The sequence below is a fragment of the Pleomorphomonas diazotrophica genome (assembly GCF_002844595.1).
In the GTDB taxonomy this organism is placed as follows: Bacteria; Pseudomonadota; Alphaproteobacteria; order Rhizobiales; family Pleomorphomonadaceae; genus Pleomorphomonas; species Pleomorphomonas diazotrophica.
The window spans coordinates 196,775-215,426 of sequence record NZ_PJNW01000002.1 but is presented as its reverse complement, the minus strand read 5'-3'; the positions used below and the strand labels follow the sequence as shown (position 1 = coordinate 215,426).

The window sequence follows — 18,652 nt, the reverse complement described above, 5'->3', positions numbered from 1 at the left end:
ATTTGACGTTACTTCCGTTTGGAAAACGGTCGGGTTTTCAGGGAAATACCGTAGCGTCCGCCGCCTGTCACGGCGCCGCTGGCGCCGGCATGATCTGCGGCAATTGCGAGGCGTCTTCCGGCGCCACCGCGCCCTCGGCGGATGTCGGGCCGACCTGCGGCGCGACCTGTTCCACCTGGACGACCACGCGCTTCTGCGCCTGCTGGGCGCCAACCATCAGACTGGTGATGCGACTGGCCTTTTCCGGGTCCATGGCCGCGATGATGGGGGACAGCTTGCGCGGGCTCATGTGGCCGGCCAGTTCGAGCAACGTGCCGGTATCGAGCTTGTCGAACACGGCGGCGGCGGCCTTTGGCTTCATGCCCTCGTAAAGCGAAACAAGCGCCGCGAGCCGCTCGTCAACGGCCGGCTGCGCCGCTGCGCCGGGTGCAGGAGCCCCTCCGGGCGTCGCTGCGCTGGCCGCCGGTGCAGCTCCGGCGGTCGGCGAGGGGGCTGCGCCGCCTGCTGCAGGCGCCGAAGCCGGCGGGGGAGTTGCTTCCCCTGCCGCCAGAGGCGCGGCGCCGGCGCCGCCGAGCTGGGATTCGATGGACTGGAGTTGGTTGAGCCGTTCGTTGAGCCGCTTTTCCGTTGCCTCAAGCAGCTTGGCACGCAGATCGAGATCATGCTCGCGCTTGTCGAGCGCATCCCGGCGCACGGCGAGGCCTTCGAGGATCGCCCGTTCCGACGAGCCAATTGGCGGCGAATACTCCTTGGGGCGCTCGGTATAGAGGTCGGCAGGCGTCTTGGCGCCATGCTCGCCCCCAGCAGGCGCGCCGTGGCCAGCATCGGCGGGTTTCTCGGCCGCCGCCGGCGCACCATGACCGGCATCGCTGGCCGGCGCTTCTTCGTGCCCGGCGTCGGCGGGCTTCTCCGCCGCCGGCGCGTCGTGCCCGGTCTCGGCAGCGGGCGCTGCCTCATGCCCGGCATCGGCAGGCGTCTCGGCAGCCGGCGCATCGTGCCCGGTCTCGGCGGCGGGCGCAGCCTCATGCCCGGCGTCGGCGGGCGTCTCGGCGGCCGGCGCGTCGTGCCCAGGTTCGGCAGCAGGCGCAGCCTCGTGCCCGGCGCCGTCGGCCGGCGCGGTCGCCTCGCCATGCCCCCCGGCCGGCGCCGCCCCATGTCCGCCGCCTTTTTCCTGCTCGGCCTTCAGCTTCTTGTATTCATCGGCCAGGTTGATCGGCGCCGTCAGACGGTCGACGGTCGACGTGTCGGCCCCGCCCCCCGTCTCGGCTGCCGCTTCGCCGTGTTCCGCCGCCGGCTCGGCACCCGAGGCAACTGCCGAACGCGGCCCCACGGCAAGCGGCTCCACCCCCATCACGAAGCCGAGCACTTTCACGGCAAGCAGCGCCGTGATCGCAATCAGCACCAATGGAAGCAGGCGGATTCGTTTCACGCAGCGGCCTCCCGCTTGCCGCGCCGAAGCGCCGACAGACGTTCCGCCGCCGCCTCGGCCGCCGCCTTGAGATTGCGCGCCGTGCTCTCGCGTGCCACCGGCTCAGCCTCGACCTCGGCAATCGGCGCGACTGCGCCGCTACGGGCCGCGCCGACGATGGCGCCGATGCGTTTCACGATCTCGTTGCCCGCGGTCAGCCGCTGATCGAGGTCGCCGAGCAGCGTCTCGGCGGCCAGCATGCGGCCGCCCAGCGCCCGCTCGCATTCGGAGGCCGTCGCCTTGAGACCCAGGATCGCCCGCTCGGCGATCTCGGTGGCGGTGATCAGCTCGGAGATGGTGGCACGCAGCACCTCTTCATCGGCCCTGAGACGCGTCAGACGGCGATTGAGAATGGCGCAATAGACGATGGTGAGCGCGAGGAGAATGGCAACGACGATCTCAATCGCCACGCCGAGATTGAGGCCGGAAATCATGTGTTCTGCATCTCCTTCTGGACCGCGCGCTCGAAGGCGGCCAGCGTCATGCGCGGCCGCTTCAGGTTCCTGTTGATCTTCACCGATACCTTGTCGCCAAGCCGGCCGATATTGCCGGAGGTGATGTGGACGTCGCCGCACTTGATCGCCACCGGATCCTCCGGCGACACGCCGAACAGCAACGTCTGCCCGACTTCGAGATCCATCACCATGGACAGCGGCAGCTCTTCCTCCACCAGCACGGCGTCGACCTCGATGCCGGCATTGTAGATCTCGGTGGCGAGGTGGCCTTCCCAGATGTTGTCGCGGCCGAACTTCTCGCCCATGATCATCTGCAACAGAAGGTTGCGGATGGGCTCGATGGTGGCGTACGGCAGCAGCATCTCGACGAGGCCGCCGCGGTCTTCCATGTCGACGCGGAACTGGATCAGGATACAGGCGTTGGCCGGCCGGGAGATCGGCGCGAAGCGCGGGTTGGTTTCGAGGCGCTCAAGGGTGAAGTTGATCTGGGTGAGCGGGGCGAAGGCCTTCTCGCAGTCGGCGAGCAAAAGGTCGATCATCCGCCGCACGAGGTTCATCTCGATGGTCGTATAGGGCCGGCCCTCGACGCGGATTGCCGTCGTACCCCGTCCGCCGCCCAGCAGAACGTCGATGATCGAATAGATGAGCGACGAGTCGACCGTCATCAGGCCATAGTTGTCCCACTGCTCGGCCTTGACCACGGCGAGGATGGCCGGCAGCGGAATGGAGTTGAGATAGTCGCCGAAGCGCACCGAGGAGATGCCGTCGAGCGACACTTCGACATTGTCGGAGGTGAAGTTCCGGAGCGTGGTCGTCGTCTCCCGCACGAAGCGGTCGAAGACGATTTCCAGCATCGGCAGACGTTCGTAGGAAACCAGCGCCGAGTTGACCAGCGAACGGATGCCGCTCTGGTCGCTGGACACGTGGTCCTCGACGTTGAAGCCGAGGAGGTTGTCGATTTCCTCCTGGTTCAGCACGCGGTCGGCGCCGCGGCTCGATGCGTCGAGCTCGGCGTCGTTGTCGTCGATCATCGCCGCCCACTGGGCGGCCACCGCGTCGGCATTCTCGACGCCCTGCTCCTCAAGCGCGGCGCCCCATTCGGCGGCCAGGTCGTCCATGTCGTCGCCGCTGTCGGCCCGCTGCTCGGCCAGTGCCGCGCCCCAGTCCGCCGAGAGATCGTCGTCGTCAGCCATGCTCGACATCCTTATTGCACGATGACGTTCTTGAAGAGCACGTCGTCGACACGGGCCGGATAGACCGCGATGTTGACGCGCCGCTGCAGCTCTTCCTTCAGGCGGAACAGGCCGGCCGAGCCCTGCAGGTCGGAAGCCCTGAGCTCGCGCATGTAGGTCTGGAAGGCGTCGAGCACGCGCGGCAGGTTGGGCTTGATCACCTCCAGCATCTTGTCGTCACTGACCTCGAGCGCGATCTCCATCTTGACGAAAGTCGGCCGTTCGTCGGCCGTCGACAGGTTGAGGATCATCATCGGCAGGTCATAGTAATAGGCGTGCGGTTGAGAGGCCGCCTCGACCGCCGCGACATCGGTCACCGCCGGCGTCGCCGGCGTGCCGCCCATCAGAAAGAAGGCCGCGCCGCCACCGACCAGTACCACCGCCGCGGCAGCGCCGCCGATGATGATCAGCTTCTTCTTCGAGCCGCCGCCGCCGGCCTCGCCGCCTTCCTGCTCGCCGTCTGTTTTCGGGGTCTTGGCCATGGCCTCTGGCGCCTGTTCCGGAATCGGGGGAAGCCAAGCGCCTCCACCACAAAGCTATGGGTCGGCCCCAAGTCAGCGACAACGATTCTTTGCCGGCGCCCACAGCCCATTCATTGATGGTCAGGATAGTTAACGATTGGTTGATAATTGGTTAACGGCCCGGCAAAAGTTGCCGCCCTCGGCTTGCCGGTCGGCAAGAAACGCCATGGGTCTTCGCCGACAAAGAGCCGATAACCAATTGAAATACCTTACATACCAAGTTGGCACGTTCCCTGCGATGAATGTCTCGGGCGGCGACGCTGGGGAGCGTGACGCCGTCCGACTGGGACTTGGGAACGATTTGCCATGCAGAATGCAACTCTGGTGGCGCTGTCGGGTCAGGTTGCGCTGAGGCGCAAGCTGGACGTCATCGCCAACAACGTAGCCAACATGGACACCGCCGGCTTCAAGCGCGTTTCGCTCGACTTCGAGGAGACGACGATGCCGAAGGCGTCGGCAACGCTTTTTCCTCGCCGCGACCGCGACAACCGCTTCGTCCGCGAGCTGGCCACGGTTCATGACTTCTCGGCCGGCTCGGTCGAGATGACCGGCAACGAGCTCGACGTGGCGATCGAAGCCGAGGACAGCTTCTTCGTCGTGGGAACGCCGGCCGGCGAGCGCTATACCCGCGCCGGCGATTTTGCCATCGACAACACCGGCCGTCTGGTGACCGCCGACGGCAAGCCCGTGCTCGGCGACGGCGGCGAGATCGTCTTCGGCAACGAAGAGACCAACATTGCCATCGCCCGCGACGGCACCATCTCCTCCAGTGCCGGCCTGAAGGGCAGGCTCCGCATCGCCGCCTTCACCGACACGAGCGTGCTCTCCAAGGACGGCGACAACCTTTATTCGGCCAGCGCCGCACCCACGCCCCCTGCCTTTGTCCGCGTCCGCCAGGGCGCCCTCGAGAAGTCCAACGTCTCGGGCGTTCAGGAACTCACCGCCATGCTGGGCGTCCAGCGCGCCTACGAGCGCATCTCCAACATGGTCAAGCAGCAGAACGACCTCAGCGCCAGGGCGATCGAGCGCCTCGGCTCCGTCAACGCCTGATCCGGAGCGATAGAACATGAAAGCCCTGACCATCGCCGCCACCGGCATGAAGGCCCAGGAGACCAACGTCAACGTTATCTCCAACAACATCGCCAACATGCGCACCACCGGCTACAAGAGCCAGCGCGCCAACTTCCAGGATCTGCTCTACCAGACGCTGCGCCGGCAGGGCGCCACCACGTCCGACGCCGGCACCCAGGTGCCGGCCGGCGTGCAGCTCGGTTCGGGCGTACGTGTCGTCGCAACGCCGCGCAACATGACGCAGGGCGACCCCGAGTCCACCGGCAATGACAAGGACATCGCCATCCGTGGCGAGGGCTTCTTCCAGATCACCCTGCCCGATGGCCGGACCGCCTACACCCGCGACGGCTCCTTCGAGCTCGATTCCACCGGCACGCTGGTCACCGCCGACGGCTACACCGTCAATCCGGCCATTACCGTGCCGCAGAACGCCAGCGACCTCAGCATTTCCAACACCGGCCAGGTACAGGCCAAGATCGGCAACGACACGACCGCGACGGTACTCGGCCAGATCGAGCTCGCCCGCTTCGTCAACAAGAACGGTCTAGAGCCCATGGGCGACAACCTGTTTCTCGAGACGGCGTCGAGCGGCGCCGCCCAGACTGGCAATCCGGGCGATGCCGGCTACGGCACGCTGCTGCAGTCCTACCTCGAATCCTCCAACGTCGAGTCGGTGAGCGAACTGTCGTCGCTCATCTCGGCCCAGCGCGCCTATGAGATGAACTCTCGCATCATCACGGCCGCAGACGAGATGTCGCAGACGACGTCCAACCTCGGCAAGTAAGGCATGGCCACGATGCACGCCCTCCTCCTCCGGATCGTTCTCGCCGCCGCGCTCGCCACGCTCGCAGCCGGCTTCATCGCCACCCACCCGGCGTCGGCGGCCGACCTTCGGCCGCGCATCGAGATCGACGGCGCCATCGTCACGCTCGGCGACCTGTTCGACGGAGCCGGCGATCTTACTGACCGCGCCGTGTTCCGGGCGCCCGACCTCGGCGTCACCGGCGCCCTGCCCGCCGCCGACGCCGTCAAGGCCGCCGTCGCCGCCGGCCTCGCCGTCGATCGCTTGCCGACCTTCGCCAGCGTGACCGTCGTCCGCCGCGCCGTCATGGTCGACGCCGAAGCCCTCAGGATGCTGGTCGCCGAAGCCGCCGCCACCCGCCTGGGCGCCGCGACCGAAAACGTCGAGGTGACCATCGACGGAACCGTCGCCCCGGTTGCCGCCGCGGCGACCGCCGTAGCTCCGGCCGTTCTCTCCGACTTCGTCCTGCAGTCGGCATCGGGCCGGTTCAACGCCATCATCGCCATCGATGTCGGGGGCAGCAGCCGCCCGATTGCGCTCTCCGGCCGGGCCGTCGAGACCATGGCCGTGCCGGTGCTGAACCGACCGATCGACCGCCGCGCCGTCATCCACGCGTCCGACGTGACCATCGTCCGCATCGACAAGCGGCGCGTGCCGGGAACGGCGGCGATCGACACAGACGAACTCGTCGACATGGCCGCCAAGCGCCCGCTCCGGGCCGGCGAGTTGATCGCCACTGCTGACGTCGAGCCGCCCCGCGTCGTCCTGCGCGGCGACCTCATCACCTTGCAGTACTCGCGCCCCGGCCTGACGCTCTCCGCCCGCGGACGCGCGCTCGGTGACGGTGCCAAGGGAGACATCGTCTCCGTGCTCAACGAGCAGTCCAAGCGCACCATTCAGGGCATCGTCACCGGCGCCGGCACCGTTGCCGTCACGGCGTCGAGCCCGACCGTCGTCAAGACGGCAATGAACTGAGAAGAACCGAGGATCATCCGATGCGTTTCTCCACCACCCTCGCCATCGCCCTCCTCGGCATCGGCCTTTCCGCCTGCGGCAGCACCATGGACCGCCTGTCGCAGGTCGGTCAGACGCCCAAGCTGACGGCCATCGAGAACCCCACCGCCCAGCCCGGCTACAAGCCGGTGCAGATGCCGATGCCCGTCATCGAGCCGGTGGCCTACAGCCCCAACTCGTTGTGGCAGTCCGGTTCGCGCACCTTCTTCAAGGACCAGCGCGCCCGCAATGTCGGCGATATCCTCACCGTCAAGGTGTCGATCTCCGACAAGGCCGCCTTCGACAACTCGTCGGAACGCTCGCGCGACTCCAGCGACTCGACTGGTGTCGGCGGCGCGCTCGGCACGGCCATCGACACCATCGCCCTGCCGGCCGGCATGGCGGCCAGCAATCTCGCCTCGACCGAGGGCGCCTCGTCCTACAAGGGGACCGGCTCGATCGACCGCTCGGAAAAGCTGTCGACCAACGTCGCCGCCGTCGTGACCCAGCTCCTGCCCAACGGCAATCTCGTCATCGAGGGCCGCCAGGAGGTGCGCGTCAATTACGAGATCCGCGAACTGGTGGTGGCCGGCGTCGTCCGCCCCGAAGACATCGCCGCCGACAATACCATCGAGAGCACGAAGATCGCCGAGGCCCGCATTTCCTACGGCGGCCGCGGCCAGATCTCCGACGTGCAGCAGCCGCGCACCGGCCAGCAGGTGCTGGATATCCTGCTGCCCTTCTGACGGAAGCCACGGCTCCAAGCCCCCAAGAGATCGGCTCGCGCTCCCCAAGCATCCCAAGCGAGCCGTATCGCCGAAGGCCGCTCCCCAAATGGCCCGACGCGATCCCGCCGGCCCCTTCCCCAAGTCCGGGCCGGCTTTCCCCGAGCGGCGCGACCTCCCTTCCCAAGTCATCACGGAGGTCGCGCCCAGGGAGACATCCGAACTGCCGGGAACCAGCGACCAAGACCAACGAAAAAGGGGCGCCCTTAGGACGCCCCTTCGTCAGTTCCGCTCAAGACGGCAGCATCACTCGTCGCGATAGACCTTCTCGCGCCGCTCGTGCCGCTCCTGCGCCTCAATCGACAGCGTGGCGATCGGACGGGCGTCGAGGCGCTTCAGCGAGATCGGCTCGCCGGTCTCCTCGCAATAGCCATAGGAACCATCCTCGATCCGCTTGATGGCTGCCTCGATCTTGGAGATCAGCTTGCGCTGGCGGTCGCGCGCCCGAAGCTCGATCGACCGGTCGGTCTCCGACGACGCGCGATCGGCGATGTCGGGCAGGTTGGTGTTTTCGTTCTGAAGGTTCTGGAGGGTCTCCTTGCTTTCGCGCAGGATGTCCTCCTTCCACTGAAGCAGTTTGCGCCTGAAGTACTCGCGCTGGCGGTCGTTCATGAACGGCTCGTCGTCGGACGGCCGGTAGTCATCGGCAAGCTCAATCGACATCGACGGTCCTCATACACCACAAAGGCGGGCGGAATATAGCTATCTGACCCCCGCCCGACAACGGCAAATGCAAGAAAATCACCAAACCTTGTAGGGCAGGCGATTAGCCATACATATCAATCATTTAAGCTTAACTTCGTGTCATCACCCAGGGGCGGGCTGCTCAATTTCTGAAGTAGCCGAGCTTGGCAAGTTCCACTTCCGCCCTCAGCGCGATGTCCTCCATCAGGCCGTCGAGACGCGGATCGCCGGTTGGCTCCGCTTCGTCCAGAAGGTTCAGGATGCGGGCAATCGCCTCGCCCGACAACTGTCCGGACAGGAGGCCGATGCGGATCTCGTCGAGCCGATCCAGAAGGTCGCGCCCTCTTTTGACGGCCTTGCGTTTCTTGCGCGGCGCATCGGCATCGACCGCCTGCAGGGCGATCAGCGCATCGAGGCCGGCGAGCGCGTGGGTCGCCGTGGCGGTGGCGGCTTTCGGCGCGCCGCCCTCGCCCTCGGACGGCAGCGCGAATCCCGACCCATCGGTTCGCTTGGTCGGCGACCCCGTGGAGACGCCACCGAGGCGGTTCGGACCCTGAATGCGCATCGCTCGTTCCCTGAAGCTGACCCGGCAGTTTCGACCCGCCAAGGTTACCGCTTCCCCGCCGGCCCGGCAAGAAATGCCGCCCCAAAAACACTGGCGCCGGTCCGATCTCACAAACCCCTAGAGAATATATTATATTTCAAATACTTACATAGAATCCCCATTTCCCCATAGCTTGGCACGCCGATTGCGAACCGTTCGTTGGGAAGCCGTGTCGGGAAACACGGGGATGATGACAATGCGGATTAGGATTCTCGGCGCACTGGGCGCCTTCATGCTCATCCTGATGGGCGCCGAAGCGGCGGTTGCCGCCTCGCGCATCAAGGATATCGTCGACGTCGAGGGTGTTCGCGAGAACCAGCTCATCGGCTACGGCCTGGTCGTCGGCCTTCAAGGCACAGGCGACAGCCTCAACAACTCGCCTTTCACCAAGCAGAGCCTGCAGGCGATGCTGGAGCGGCTCGGCGTCAACGTGCGCGATTCCACCATGCGCACCGCCAATACGGCCGCCGTCATGGTCACTGCCAAGCTGCCGGCCTTTGCCGCCCAGGGCACCGCCATCGACGTGTCGGTCAGCGCGCTCGGCGACGCCAAGAACCTTCAGGGCGGCCAACTCCTGGTAACGCCGCTGATGGGCGCTGACGGCGAAGTCTACGCCATCGCCCAAGGCGCCATCGCCGTCGGTGGCTTCGACATCCAGGGCGAAGGCGCCAAGATTTCCCGCGGCGTGCCGACCCAGGGGCGCATCAGCAACGGCGCCGTCATCGAGCGCGAGTTGCAGTTCAATCTCGCGCAGCTCGGCGCCGTACGCCTGTCGCTGCGCAATCCTGACTTCACCACCTCGCGTCGTATCGCCCTCGCCATCAACGACCTCTACGGCTCGCCGGTGGCCGAGCCGACCGACCCCTCCACCGTTCGCTTGTCGATGCCGCCCAAGTTCCGGGGCAACATCGTCGACCTCCTGACCGACGTCGAGCAACTGATCGTCGAGCCGGACCTGCCGGCCAAGGTTGTCGTCGACGAGGCCACCGGCATCATCGTCATGGGCCAGGAAGTGCGCGTGTCGACGGTGGCCGTCGCCCAGGGCAACCTCACGGTGATGATCACCGAGGACCCGCAGGTGTCGCAGCCGGCGCCGCTGTCGGACGGCGAAACCACTGTGACGCCACGGACCCAGATCCAGGTCGCCGACGGCAAGGAGCACCAGCTCGCCGTTGTCCGCTCCGGCGTGACGCTGCAGGAACTGGTCGACGGGCTCAACGCGCTCGGCCTCGGCCCGCGTGACCTCATCTCCATACTCCAGGCAATCAAGGCGGCCGGCGCGCTGCAGGCCGACGTGGAGGTGATGTGATGGAAACCAACGGTCTCTCCTCGGTCGCCTCCGCCTTCGCCTCGAAGGCCTATGCCGGCATGGACAGGAACGCCGTGGCCAGGAAGGCCCACGAGGTCGCCGCCGACTTCGAGTCGATCTATGTCGCCGACGCCTTCAAGGCCATGTTCAAGGACGTGTCGGTCGACCCGCTGACCGGCACCTCGAATACGTCCAACGAAACCTGGCGCGACATGCTGCTGGATCAATACGCCATGGATTTCGTCAAGAAGGGCGGCATCGGCATCGCCGACGGCATCGCCGCGCAACTGATCAAGATACAGGAAGGGCGCGCCGAATGAGCGTAGCACTGCAAGAGAACCGTCCGAGGCTCGTCACGAGCCCGGAAATCGCCGGCAAGCTGGTCGAGAAGCTCGGCAACGCCATGGAAGACCTCCTCGTGCTGCTCCGCGAGGAGACGGCGCTGGTCAAGGCCGGCAAGCTCAGGCAGGCCGGCGAACTCGCCATGGACAAGGAGGAGAAGGCCGCCCTCTACACCCGGCTGATGCTCGCCGCCCGCGACGAGATCGAAACGCTGAAGGGCTACGTGCCCGACGCCACGGCCGCCCTTCTCAAGCGCCACGAGCTGTTCCGCTCGGAAGTGCAGATCAACCTCGCCGTGCTCGACACGGCCCGCGACGTCGCCGAGGACATTCTGCGCACCGTGGCGACCGAGGTCGGCCAGGCCGAAACGCCCGCCGTCTACGGCCGCAGCGGCCATGCCCAGGCGGCCTACGCCATGAGCGCCCGGGGCGTCGCCGTCAACCGTAGCCTTTGACCCGCTTCGTCCCGTTTCGCTGACATCAGCGTCACCGCATGACCGGCGCAGCCCGCCGAACGGATGCGACCTACGTGTTGTCGCGGATTGTCAATCTTTCCATGGTCGGCGGCCCCATCCGTTGGCGCTTTGTTAAGACTTGAGCCCTTATCTGAAGCGGCCGGAGGAGCGACAGCCCGTACTCTCCCAGACAATTCGACCATTCAGTAACCTGCGGAAAACGCCGGATCGATAAAACTTTACCAGTTTCCTAAACGCCGCTTTCATTTTTCAATGCTAACGTCCTTTTCAGGCGAACCCCATGGGATTCGCGGAAAAGGATATTGGTCATGGATATCGGCAGCGTGAGACCGGTGATAACCGGCATGAACGCGCCGGTGCCGAGAGCGCCGGCGGCGGCGGAACAGGCGGCGAGCACCGACCTGCCCGTCGGATCGGCAATCGTCAGGTCCGGCGATACGGCCTACGCCGGCAATGACACGCGCGGCAACGCCAGCCAATCCTCCGTCTACTCGCAGAACCTCAAGTCCACGGTCACCCGAGACGAGGAAGCCGACATCATCGTCTATCGCCAGATCGACAAGGTGACGGGCGACGTTGTCGACCAGATTCCCGATGAGAGCCGTCTGCGCCTCAGGGCGATGATCAATGCATGGACCGAGGCGGCGCACAGCCCGACGACGTCGGCGGCGAGCACCTTCGCCTGAGCTCCCCGTGCGACCGCGCCCGGACCGATGAGCCCACAAACGACAAAAGGCGCCTTCTGGGCGCCTTTGCTGTTCTGGGGTACCTCCCCCCTCGCCTATTCCTCGTCGGCCTGTCCACGCAGCCCCTGAGCCAGCGAGCGATTGATGGAGATCAGCGCCGAAAGCTTCTCGGGCGACGGATCGTCCATGATCTCCAGCGTGCGCTTCAGGACGAACACGGTGAGATTGCCGATGTTCTCCTTGATCGCCGCCGGCAAGGGGTTGGTCTCGTCGGTCGCCGACGTGCCGAGGATGGTCCAGAGCTTGCGGTTGAGCATCAGGGCCTCTGCGACGGCACTCTCGTCGTAAGACCAGTTGTCCTTGAACGACTGCAACTGCGCCGCTGCCTTGAGCAGCAGGTGCGCTTCCAGATCGCGCGGTCCCAATGTCGTCTGGACCCGCTGGTACGCCGACGCTCCATAACCGTTCATCGAACAAACACTCCCCAGTGTTCTCGTACCCGTGGCCTTACCTGTCGCCTTCGGGCCTATTATCGTTCCATCCCGTCAGGAAACCTGTTGGTTTTCATGAGGGCGGTATCGCTCGTCGCGTTCCGGTGTTCGGAAACCGGCCCAAGCCGACTCCTCCCATCACCCTGATTAGACACCCATCACGGTTAACAACAAGTTTCGCCAAAGACCTTTGCAATCAAACGAAGTTAACGATCCCCAAATATGCTTCGTTCTGCAAATAACGGAAGAGTTGTCGCAACCAGCGAACGAAAAAGGCGGGCCTTTCGGCCCGCCCTTGCATTTCGTTCTTGCCCTCTCCGGAGTCGGCGTCAGCGGAGAAGCTGAAGCACGTTCTGATCGGCCTGGTTGGCCATGGAGAGCGAGGAGGTCGCCAGCGACTGGCGGGTCTGCAGCGCAACCATGTTGGCCGCCTCCTCGTTCATGTCGGCGAGCGTCAGGTTGCTGGCGCCGCCCTGCAGGGTGTTCATCATCTTCTTGGTGAAGTCCTGGCGGTTTTCGACGACCGACAGGTTGGAGCCGAAGGTCGACGCCTGCGCGCGAACCTGGGTGATGGCGGCCTTCACATCGTCAAGAAGGGCATCGATGCCGTTGTCGGTATCGAGATCCTTGGCGACCATGGTGGTCGGCAGGCCGAGCTCGGTCGAGTCGACGGATTTGCCGTCCTTCACCTGAATGTCGATCGACGACGTACCGGTCTCGTTGAAGGTGATCTTCAGCTTGTCGCCACGCAGCAGGTTGACGCCGTTGAACGAGGCATCGTCGGCCATCTTGTCGAGCTGGTCGCGCAGCACGTTGAACTGGTCGGCGAGGCCCGAGCGGACCGAGTTGCCGTCGACCACCGAGCTATCGCTGGCATCGCCCGTCGCCTTGCCCGAGCTGTCGGTGCCCTGGACGGTAAGATCCTGGGTCGACAGGTTCTGGATGCGCAGCTTGCCGTCGTCGTTGGAGGCCTTGATGATGCCCTTGGTCGTGGCGTTGTTGTTGATCTCGGCGACCAGCGTGTCGATCGTCTTCATCACGACCAGAGCCGCGTCCGTCGTACCGGCGACACTGGTGACGTCGGCAGTGCCGGAGAAGATGTCTGCGTCAGCGCCGGTGATCTGCAGCGCGCCTGCGTTGGTTGTGGCGCCCTGGATCTGCAGCGTCGAGCCGGGCCCGATGATCGCCTTGAACTTCGATCCGGCCGCCGCGAGCTGGCTGTTGACATTCTCAACGGCCGTCGTCACGTCCGAGCCGGTGGTGGCGTCGAGCGTGATCGGCACGCCATTGACCGAGAACTCATACTTGCCAGAAGCGCCGTTTACGTCCGCCGGGCCACCAGTCAGGAAGTTCGAGATGTTGCCGGTGGTGGTGATGTTGCTGTTGAAGGTGTCCTTGGCCTGCAGTTGCAGGGTACCGCCGACCAGCTTGGCTTCCAGCTTGCCGTTAAGATCACTGCCGGCGATCGCCTGGTTGATCGTCGTCACGACACCGGTCGCATCGACACCCGCCGCGTAGTCGGAAAGCGTGACCGAAACCGACTTGCCTTCGTAGGTGATGGTGGAGACGCCGTTGCCGGTGATCGGAGTGGCACGAGCGGCGGTGAGGTCTTCGGCGCTGTTCAGCGTGGCCTTGGCGGCCGTCGCCGCCGGTGCCGCGTAGGCGGCGTTCGAGACCACTTTCTGGCCGGAAGCAGTCGTCGTCAGATCGATGCTCGGGGTGGACGTTCCGAAGGCGCCACCGACCAGGGTCAGCTTCGCCGCACCAGAGGTCAGCGACACATTGGCCGGGGAGAGCGTGTAGGACGCCGTCTCGAATGTCTTGTCCTGGCGAGCCTGACGTAGTGTCGACTGCATCGATTCCAGCGTCTTGGTGATCGAAGTCAGGCCGTTGTCCGCCGCTTCCAGCGTCTTCACGCCGTTGTTCATCGAGTCGAGCAGGGCGTCGAGTTCGCCGGCTCGCGAGTTAAGCGAGGATGCTGTGAAGAAATTGGTTGGGTTGTCGAGGGCCGTATTGACCTTGTTGCCGGTTGCCAGACGATTCTGTGTCGTCGCCATCATCGAGGCGGTGTTCTGCAGAGACAGAAGGTTCTGGCGAACTGCCTTGGTCAGATTGATCTCGCTCATTTCTGCATCCCACTTCCTTGGGCTGACGGGTTTCTTTCACCCGAAAACGAACCGGACCTGACCGTCGACCATCAAGAACGGCGGACGCGGCGGTGCCTTTCGGATGCGAGTTAACACCCGACATGGTTAACAAAAAGTTTCTCAGTGGCGTTTTGCAACGAAGCGGAATTAATTCGGATAAACCCTTGTTAACCGGAGCAAACCAAGGCATCCGATCCACAATGGCCGGAACGGCTTCTATCGCGCGCACCGGCTCGCCCAATCCGATGGACAAGCGTCAGCCACACCGCATCGATACGATGCAAAATATTGATTTAATTACTTATTTCACATAGACGCGACAAACGCCGGCCCAGCATAGCGGGCAAAGCCTCGCCATTGCCCAGCAAGGAGATCGAAACAGTTCGTTAAGAACATGGAAAGGAGCGCCGCTCGCCCCAAACCGGCGGGTGCAAAATGAAAGAGCGCAAAAAGAAGGGGCGGGCCTTCTGGCCCGCCCCCACATCTGTCGTTTGATTCGGCCAGACTTGGCGTCAGCGGAGAAGCTGAAGCACGTTCTGGTCGGCCGAGTTGGCCATGGAGAGCGAGGAGGTCGCCAGGGACTGGCGGGTCTGCAGCGCAACCATGTTGGCCGCTTCCTCGTTCATGTCGGCGAGCGTCAGGTTGCCGGCGCCCGTCTGCAGGGTGTTGATCATGCTCTTCGAGAAGTTCTGGCGGTTTTCGACGACCGACAGGTTCGAGCCGAAGGCCGAAGACTGCGAACGGACCGTATTGAGGGCCGTCTTCACCTTGCCCAGCGTGACGTCGATATCGCTATCCGAGTCAAGGTCCTTGGCCGTCAGCGTGGTGGGCACGCCGAGGGTGGTGGAGTCGACGGACTTGCCGTCCTTGGCCAGGATATCGATCGACGAGGTGCCGGTCTCGTTGAAGGTGATCGTCAGCTTGTCGCCACGCAGCAGGTTGATACCGTTGAACGAGGCGTCGTCAGCCAGCTTGTCGAGCTGGTCGCGAAGTTCGTTGAACTGGTCAGCGAGGCCCGAACGAACGGAGTTGCCGTCCACGGTCGAGCTGTTGCTGTTGCTGCCGGTGATCTTACCCGACGAGTTGGTACCCTGGATTTGCAGATCCTGCGTCGACAGGTTCTGCACACGCAGCTTACCGTTGTCGTTGGAAGCCTTCACCAGACCGGTCGTTCCCGATCCGCTATTGATCTCCGACACAAGCGTGTCGACGGTCTTCAGCAGGTTGAGGCCGCTGGTCGCAGCACCGGCAACGCTGGTGACATCGGCAGTCGCGGAGAAGATGTCGGCGTCATTACCTGTGATCTGCAGGCTGCCGGCATCAGTGGTTGCCGCCTGGATCGCAAGCTTACCGGCGCTTGCAACGGCCTTGAACTTGGATCCGGATGCCGCAAGCGTCTTGTTGATGTTGTCGACAGCCGTCGTGAGGTTCGAGCCAGTCGTGGTGTCAAGCGAAATCGCCGTACCATTGACGGAGAACTCGGTCTTGCCCGAATGGCCCTTGTGGTTCACGCCTGCAGCTGCCACGGCATCCGATGCCGCACCCGACGCACCGGCACCCACCAGTTCAGCAGCCAAGCCAGCCGTACCGCCGAACGTGATATCGCTGTTCTGGGTGTCGGTGGCTTCGATCTTCAGCTGGTTGGAACCGTCGATCGTGGCAGTCAGCTTGCCGGCGAGATCGCTGCCGTCGATCGCTTGCTGAATGGTTGTGGCCACGCTCCTCGCGTCGGCCGCCGCAGCGAAAGCGCCGATGGTCGACGTAACGGTCTTACCAGCGTAGGTGATGCTGAGCGAGCCGCCGGTGACACCGCCGGCATTCGTCAACAGATTGACGTTACCGCTGGCCGAAGCCTTGGTCGCAGCAACCGGCGCCGCGTAGGCAACATTGCCGGTCACAGCCTGGCCGGAGCCAGTCGTGGTCAGATCGACAGCCGGCGTCGTCGTACCGAACGCACCGCCAACGAACTTGAGCTGCGGCGAAGAACCGAGTGCGACGTTGGCCGGGTCGAGGCTGAACGACGCGGTCTCGAAGGACTTGTCCTGGCGGGCCTGACGCAGCGTCGACTGCATCGACTCGAGGGTCTTGGTGATCGAGGAGAGGCCGTTGTCGGCGGCTTCGATCGTCTTGATGCCGCTCGCCATCGAATCCATCAGGTTGCCGAGATCGCTGGCACGAGAGTTCAGCGACGCGGCGGTGAAGTAGTTCGAGGGATTGTCGAGGGCAGAGTTGACCTTGTTGCCGGTGGCCAGCTTGTTCTGCGTCTTCGCCATCATCGAGGCGGTGCCCTGCAGCGTGAGCAGGTTCTGACGGACGGCCTTGGTCAGGTTGATCTCAGACATTTCTTGTATCCCATTCCTTGGGTGATTGGTCTTCCCCTTTCTGAGGAAGTGCGCCGACCCTAGCGCCGAGGTGTTGCCGACCCGTTAATGCATTGGTTCAAATGCCGTCTTCGCCACCGAATTCCGCCCAAGTACGTCTTTGGTCGTACATGCGGAGCCACAGCGACCGATCCAAAGGTTAATGGCGGAAAATCGAAAATTAGGCCGATTTTTCGGACTGTTCCCGTCTTTTCATCGTCTGGCGAACAGCTATTTTTAACGAGTTGGATGGTATGATTCTCAAAATGCAACGAGCCGCCCCGAAAGGCATCCACCAGAGGCACGCGCATGGTCGACATTTCCCTCACGAAATCGCTGCGCAGCACCGTCTCGGCGCTGAACTGGGTGAGCAATGAATCGGCGGCTGCCAGCCAGCGCCTGACGACCGGCATCAAGGTCCAGACGGCGCTCGACGACCCCAGCACCTATATTTCAGCGAAAAGCCTGTCGCTGCACGCCGCCGCGCTCGACAAGTATCTCGAGCGCCTCGATCAGGGGCTCGGCGTCATCAACGCCGCCGACAACGGTCTCTCCTCGATCAGCGACAGCATCAACACGCTGAAGGGCGTGGTATCGCGGGCCGCCGCCAGCAAGAACGCCTTCGAGCGCGCCGACCTCGTCAAGGAATACAACGACATCCTGGACAAGATCGTCGATACCGCCAAGGACTCGTCCTACAACGGCAAGAACCTGCTGCTCGGCGACGGCAACGACCTGACGCTCTACCTGTCGTCCGACCAGAACGAGTCCGTCACCATCGAGGCGGTGGACTTCACCGATCTTCTCAACACGCTCGGTCTCAAGAAGCTCGACGAAGGCAAGCTCGCCACCTACGAGACCAAGCTGACCGACGGCGGCGCGCCCGCCAAGCCGCTGAAGTCCACCAGCAAGCTCGTGGAGTCCCCGGAGTACGCGGTTGGCGACGAGATCGCCGTCAAGGATGCGTCCGGCACCATCATCAGCACGTTGAAGATCACCGCAGACACCACCGCCGGCGATCTGGTCACCGCCCTCTCCCAGCCCGACAAGGGCCTGCGCGCCACGCTCGGCAGCGACGGTGTCCTGAACGTCGAGGCGGCGGACAAGATGACCGTCAACATCACCCGCGCCGCCGATACGATATCGTCCGCCGGTGCGCCGCCCTCCGCGTCGACCAGCCCGCTGATGATCGGCGCAACGCCGGCCACCGGCACCGACCTGTTGACGGCGACGGGCCAGTACAAGCAGGGCGACGTCATCTCCATCCGCCAGGGCAATACCGTCGTCGGATCGTTGACGGTCGGCCCCGCCACCACGGTGGACGACCTCGTCAACGCCTTCACCATTCCGGCCTCCGGCCTCAGCGCCTCGCTCGACGCTGCCGGCGTCCTGACCGTCGACTCTGCCTCGGTCGCTTTCGCCATCGACAAGTCCTCGATTTCCGCCGATCTGACCACCGGCACCGCATCATCCTGGGTGAAGCGCACCGATGCCGAGGCCGCGCAGCAGACGGTCACCGACGCCCGCCACGCCGCCGAGAAGCACGCCACCAACATCGGCATCGGCTTGACGCTGCTGAAAAGCCGCGCCGAATATGTCGGCGGCTTTTCCGACGTGTTGAGTTCGACGGCCGAATCGATGCGCGCCTCCGACAAGGACGAGGAAGCGGCGATCATGCTGGCGCTCAGCACCCAGCAGCAGCTCGCCATCAGTTCCTTCTCGATCACCCAGACGGCCGACAACGGCATTCTCCGCCTGCTGGGAGGCGGAAGTAGCTGACCCCCCTGACAGGATTGCGAAGAGATGACCCTAAAGGTTGAACTGAAGCCCGGCGAGCGCATCATCATCGGCGAGTCGATGATCACCAACGACGACCAGCGCACGCGTCTCTACATCGAGGGCAATGCCCCTATCCTGCGCGAAAAGGACATCCTGACCGTCGAGTCGGCCGACACGCCGGCGAAGCGGATCTACCTCGCCGTGCAGCTCATGTACCTGTCGCGCGAGGTCACCAAGTTCCAGGACAACTATTTCGCGCTCATCCAGGACATCATGCAGGCGGCACCGAGCACCATTCCCTTCGTGACGAAGATCAGCAATCACATCATCGCCGACCAGCTCTACAAGGCGCTGAAGGAAGCCCGCGCGCTGATCGAGCACGAGAAGAAAATCTTCGCCGCCCTCAATCCCGGCGCGATGGCCGGCGAGGAGAAGTAAGGCCGAGCGA

Annotated in this window: 19 protein-coding genes; 10 read left to right on the top strand and 9 right to left on the bottom strand. The window is 64.2% G+C overall.

The window, feature by feature from the left end; genetic code table 11:
* Nucleotides 1-67: 67 nt before the first annotated feature.
* From CXZ10_RS01980 to CXZ10_RS01965, 4 genes are read right to left on the bottom strand one after another with little or no spacing between them, the layout of a single operon-like run.
* A complete protein-coding gene (locus CXZ10_RS01980; protein WP_143741454.1) occupies nt 68-1,429 on the bottom strand; it encodes a MotE family protein in 1,362 nt (453 codons plus the stop codon).
* Nucleotides 1,426-1,902 carry a DUF6468 domain-containing protein gene (locus CXZ10_RS01975; RefSeq protein WP_101287275.1) on the bottom strand — a complete coding sequence of 159 codons (477 nt, stop codon included), beginning with the start codon at nt 1,900-1,902 and terminating at the stop codon, nt 1,426-1,428. Before CXZ10_RS01975 ends, CXZ10_RS01980 begins: the two co-directional genes overlap by 4 nt.
* The gene (fliM, locus tag CXZ10_RS01970; protein ID WP_210199823.1) at nt 1,899-3,116 is read right to left on the bottom strand and encodes a flagellar motor switch protein FliM; all 1,218 of its coding nucleotides are present in this window, start codon (nt 3,114-3,116) and stop codon (nt 1,899-1,901) included. Before fliM ends, CXZ10_RS01975 begins: the two co-directional genes overlap by 4 nt.
* An 11-nt stretch (nt 3,117-3,127) precedes the next feature.
* Nucleotides 3,128-3,637: a flagellar basal body-associated FliL family protein gene (locus CXZ10_RS01965; RefSeq protein ID WP_101287273.1), complete on the bottom strand. Its 510-nt coding sequence runs from the start codon at nt 3,635-3,637 to the stop codon at nt 3,128-3,130.
* 345 nt (nt 3,638-3,982) lie between these two features.
* On the opposite strand from CXZ10_RS01965, the gene flgF reads away from it, so the two are divergent.
* The 4 genes from flgF to flgH are packed head-to-tail and all read left to right on the top strand — an operon-like array spanning nt 3,983 to nt 7,288.
* Nucleotides 3,983-4,726, top strand: coding sequence for a flagellar basal-body rod protein FlgF (gene flgF / locus CXZ10_RS01960; RefSeq protein WP_101287272.1), 744 nt, complete (start codon nt 3,983-3,985; stop codon nt 4,724-4,726).
* A 16-nt stretch (nt 4,727-4,742) separates the two neighbouring features.
* Nucleotides 4,743-5,531 (top strand): flagellar basal-body rod protein FlgG, encoded by a 789-nt coding sequence (gene flgG, locus CXZ10_RS01955; RefSeq protein WP_101287271.1) that lies wholly within the window; start codon nt 4,743-4,745, stop codon nt 5,529-5,531.
* 3 nt (nt 5,532-5,534) lie between these two features.
* Nucleotides 5,535-6,524: a flagellar basal body P-ring formation chaperone FlgA gene (flgA, locus tag CXZ10_RS01950; RefSeq protein WP_101287270.1), complete on the top strand. Its 990-nt coding sequence runs from the start codon at nt 5,535-5,537 to the stop codon at nt 6,522-6,524.
* Between the two features lie 20 nt (nt 6,525-6,544).
* Nucleotides 6,545-7,288: a flagellar basal body L-ring protein FlgH gene (gene flgH / locus CXZ10_RS01945; protein ID WP_101287269.1), complete on the top strand. Its 744-nt coding sequence runs from the start codon at nt 6,545-6,547 to the stop codon at nt 7,286-7,288.
* A gap of 285 nt (nt 7,289-7,573) precedes the next feature.
* On the opposite strand, the gene dksA is transcribed toward flgH, so the two are convergent.
* Together dksA and CXZ10_RS01935 are read right to left on the bottom strand one after the other, a co-directional pair.
* Nucleotides 7,574-7,990 (bottom strand): RNA polymerase-binding protein DksA, encoded by a 417-nt coding sequence (gene dksA, locus CXZ10_RS01940; protein WP_100078724.1) that lies wholly within the window; start codon nt 7,988-7,990, stop codon nt 7,574-7,576.
* Between the two features lie 163 nt (nt 7,991-8,153).
* Entirely contained in the window at nt 8,154-8,576 is a 423-nt protein-coding gene (locus CXZ10_RS01935) for a flagellar assembly protein FliX (RefSeq protein WP_101287268.1), read from the bottom strand.
* 235 nt (nt 8,577-8,811) lie between these two features.
* Here CXZ10_RS01935 and CXZ10_RS01930 point away from each other — a divergent pair, with 235 nt between their 5' ends.
* The 4 genes from CXZ10_RS01930 (at nt 8,812) to CXZ10_RS01915 (ending at nt 11,427) form a co-directional block, all read left to right on the top strand.
* Nucleotides 8,812-9,924 carry a flagellar basal body P-ring protein FlgI gene (locus CXZ10_RS01930; protein ID WP_180335828.1) on the top strand — a complete coding sequence of 371 codons (1,113 nt, stop codon included), beginning with the start codon at nt 8,812-8,814 and terminating at the stop codon, nt 9,922-9,924.
* Nucleotides 9,924-10,244 carry a rod-binding protein gene (locus CXZ10_RS01925; RefSeq protein WP_101287267.1) on the top strand — a complete coding sequence of 107 codons (321 nt, stop codon included), beginning with the start codon at nt 9,924-9,926 and terminating at the stop codon, nt 10,242-10,244. The genes CXZ10_RS01930 and CXZ10_RS01925 overlap by 1 nt, the downstream gene beginning before the upstream one ends.
* Nucleotides 10,241-10,720 carry a flagellar protein FlgN gene (locus tag CXZ10_RS01920; protein ID WP_101287266.1) on the top strand — a complete coding sequence of 160 codons (480 nt, stop codon included), beginning with the start codon at nt 10,241-10,243 and terminating at the stop codon, nt 10,718-10,720. Before CXZ10_RS01925 ends, CXZ10_RS01920 begins: the two co-directional genes overlap by 4 nt.
* Before the next feature lie 329 nt (nt 10,721-11,049).
* Nucleotides 11,050-11,427, top strand: a complete 378-nt coding sequence (locus tag CXZ10_RS01915; protein ID WP_101287265.1) for a hypothetical protein — start codon at nt 11,050-11,052, stop codon at nt 11,425-11,427.
* A 95-nt stretch (nt 11,428-11,522) separates the two neighbouring features.
* Here CXZ10_RS01915 and flaF read toward each other — a convergent pair whose 3' ends face one another.
* From flaF to CXZ10_RS01900, 3 genes are all read right to left on the bottom strand, one after another.
* The gene (gene flaF / locus CXZ10_RS01910) at nt 11,523-11,897 is read right to left on the bottom strand and encodes a flagellar biosynthesis regulator FlaF (RefSeq protein ID WP_101287264.1); all 375 of its coding nucleotides are present in this window, start codon (nt 11,895-11,897) and stop codon (nt 11,523-11,525) included.
* Between the two features lie 350 nt (nt 11,898-12,247).
* Nucleotides 12,248-14,044 (bottom strand): flagellin N-terminal helical domain-containing protein, encoded by a 1,797-nt coding sequence (locus CXZ10_RS01905; RefSeq protein ID WP_101287263.1) that lies wholly within the window; start codon nt 14,042-14,044, stop codon nt 12,248-12,250.
* Nucleotides 14,045-14,577: 533 nt separating this feature from the next.
* The gene (locus tag CXZ10_RS01900; RefSeq protein WP_101287262.1) at nt 14,578-16,407 is read right to left on the bottom strand and encodes a flagellin N-terminal helical domain-containing protein; all 1,830 of its coding nucleotides are present in this window, start codon (nt 16,405-16,407) and stop codon (nt 14,578-14,580) included.
* Nucleotides 16,408-16,734: 327 nt separating this feature from the next.
* Between CXZ10_RS01900 and CXZ10_RS01895 the strand changes: the two genes are divergently transcribed.
* Together CXZ10_RS01895 and flbT are read left to right on the top strand one after the other, a co-directional pair.
* A complete protein-coding gene (locus CXZ10_RS01895; RefSeq protein ID WP_101287261.1) occupies nt 16,735-18,204 on the top strand; it encodes a flagellin in 1,470 nt (489 codons plus the stop codon).
* A gap of 24 nt (nt 18,205-18,228) precedes the next feature.
* Nucleotides 18,229-18,642, top strand: coding sequence for a flagellar biosynthesis repressor FlbT (gene flbT, locus CXZ10_RS01890; protein ID WP_101287260.1), 414 nt, complete (start codon nt 18,229-18,231; stop codon nt 18,640-18,642).
* Nucleotides 18,643-18,652: the final 10 nt, after the last annotated feature.

Coding starts and splice junctions, on each gene's coding strand:
- CXZ10_RS01975 (WP_101287275.1), bottom strand. CDS start 1,902: ATGATTTCCGGCCTCAATCTCGGCGTGGCGATTGAGATCGTCGTTGCC.
- fliM (WP_210199823.1), bottom strand. CDS start 3,116: ATGGCTGACGACGACGATCTCTCGGCGGACTGGGGCGCGGCACTGGCC.
- CXZ10_RS01965 (WP_101287273.1), bottom strand. CDS start 3,637: ATGGCCAAGACCCCGAAAACAGACGGCGAGCAGGAAGGCGGCGAGGCC.
- flgF (WP_101287272.1), top strand. CDS start 3,983: ATGCAGAATGCAACTCTGGTGGCGCTGTCGGGTCAGGTTGCGCTGAGG.
- flgG (WP_101287271.1), top strand. CDS start 4,743: ATGAAAGCCCTGACCATCGCCGCCACCGGCATGAAGGCCCAGGAGACC.
- flgA (WP_101287270.1), top strand. CDS start 5,535: ATGGCCACGATGCACGCCCTCCTCCTCCGGATCGTTCTCGCCGCCGCG.
- flgH (WP_101287269.1), top strand. CDS start 6,545: ATGCGTTTCTCCACCACCCTCGCCATCGCCCTCCTCGGCATCGGCCTT.
- dksA (WP_100078724.1), bottom strand. CDS start 7,990: ATGTCGATTGAGCTTGCCGATGACTACCGGCCGTCCGACGACGAGCCG.
- CXZ10_RS01935 (WP_101287268.1), bottom strand. CDS start 8,576: ATGCGCATTCAGGGTCCGAACCGCCTCGGTGGCGTCTCCACGGGGTCG.
- CXZ10_RS01930 (WP_180335828.1), top strand. CDS start 8,812: ATGCGGATTAGGATTCTCGGCGCACTGGGCGCCTTCATGCTCATCCTG.
- CXZ10_RS01925 (WP_101287267.1), top strand. CDS start 9,924: ATGGAAACCAACGGTCTCTCCTCGGTCGCCTCCGCCTTCGCCTCGAAG.
- CXZ10_RS01920 (WP_101287266.1), top strand. CDS start 10,241: ATGAGCGTAGCACTGCAAGAGAACCGTCCGAGGCTCGTCACGAGCCCG.
- CXZ10_RS01915 (WP_101287265.1), top strand. CDS start 11,050: ATGGATATCGGCAGCGTGAGACCGGTGATAACCGGCATGAACGCGCCG.
- flaF (WP_101287264.1), bottom strand. CDS start 11,897: ATGAACGGTTATGGAGCGTCGGCGTACCAGCGGGTCCAGACGACATTG.
- CXZ10_RS01905 (WP_101287263.1), bottom strand. CDS start 14,044: ATGAGCGAGATCAATCTGACCAAGGCAGTTCGCCAGAACCTTCTGTCT.
- CXZ10_RS01900 (WP_101287262.1), bottom strand. CDS start 16,407: ATGTCTGAGATCAACCTGACCAAGGCCGTCCGTCAGAACCTGCTCACG.
- CXZ10_RS01895 (WP_101287261.1), top strand. CDS start 16,735: ATGGTCGACATTTCCCTCACGAAATCGCTGCGCAGCACCGTCTCGGCG.
- flbT (WP_101287260.1), top strand. CDS start 18,229: ATGACCCTAAAGGTTGAACTGAAGCCCGGCGAGCGCATCATCATCGGC.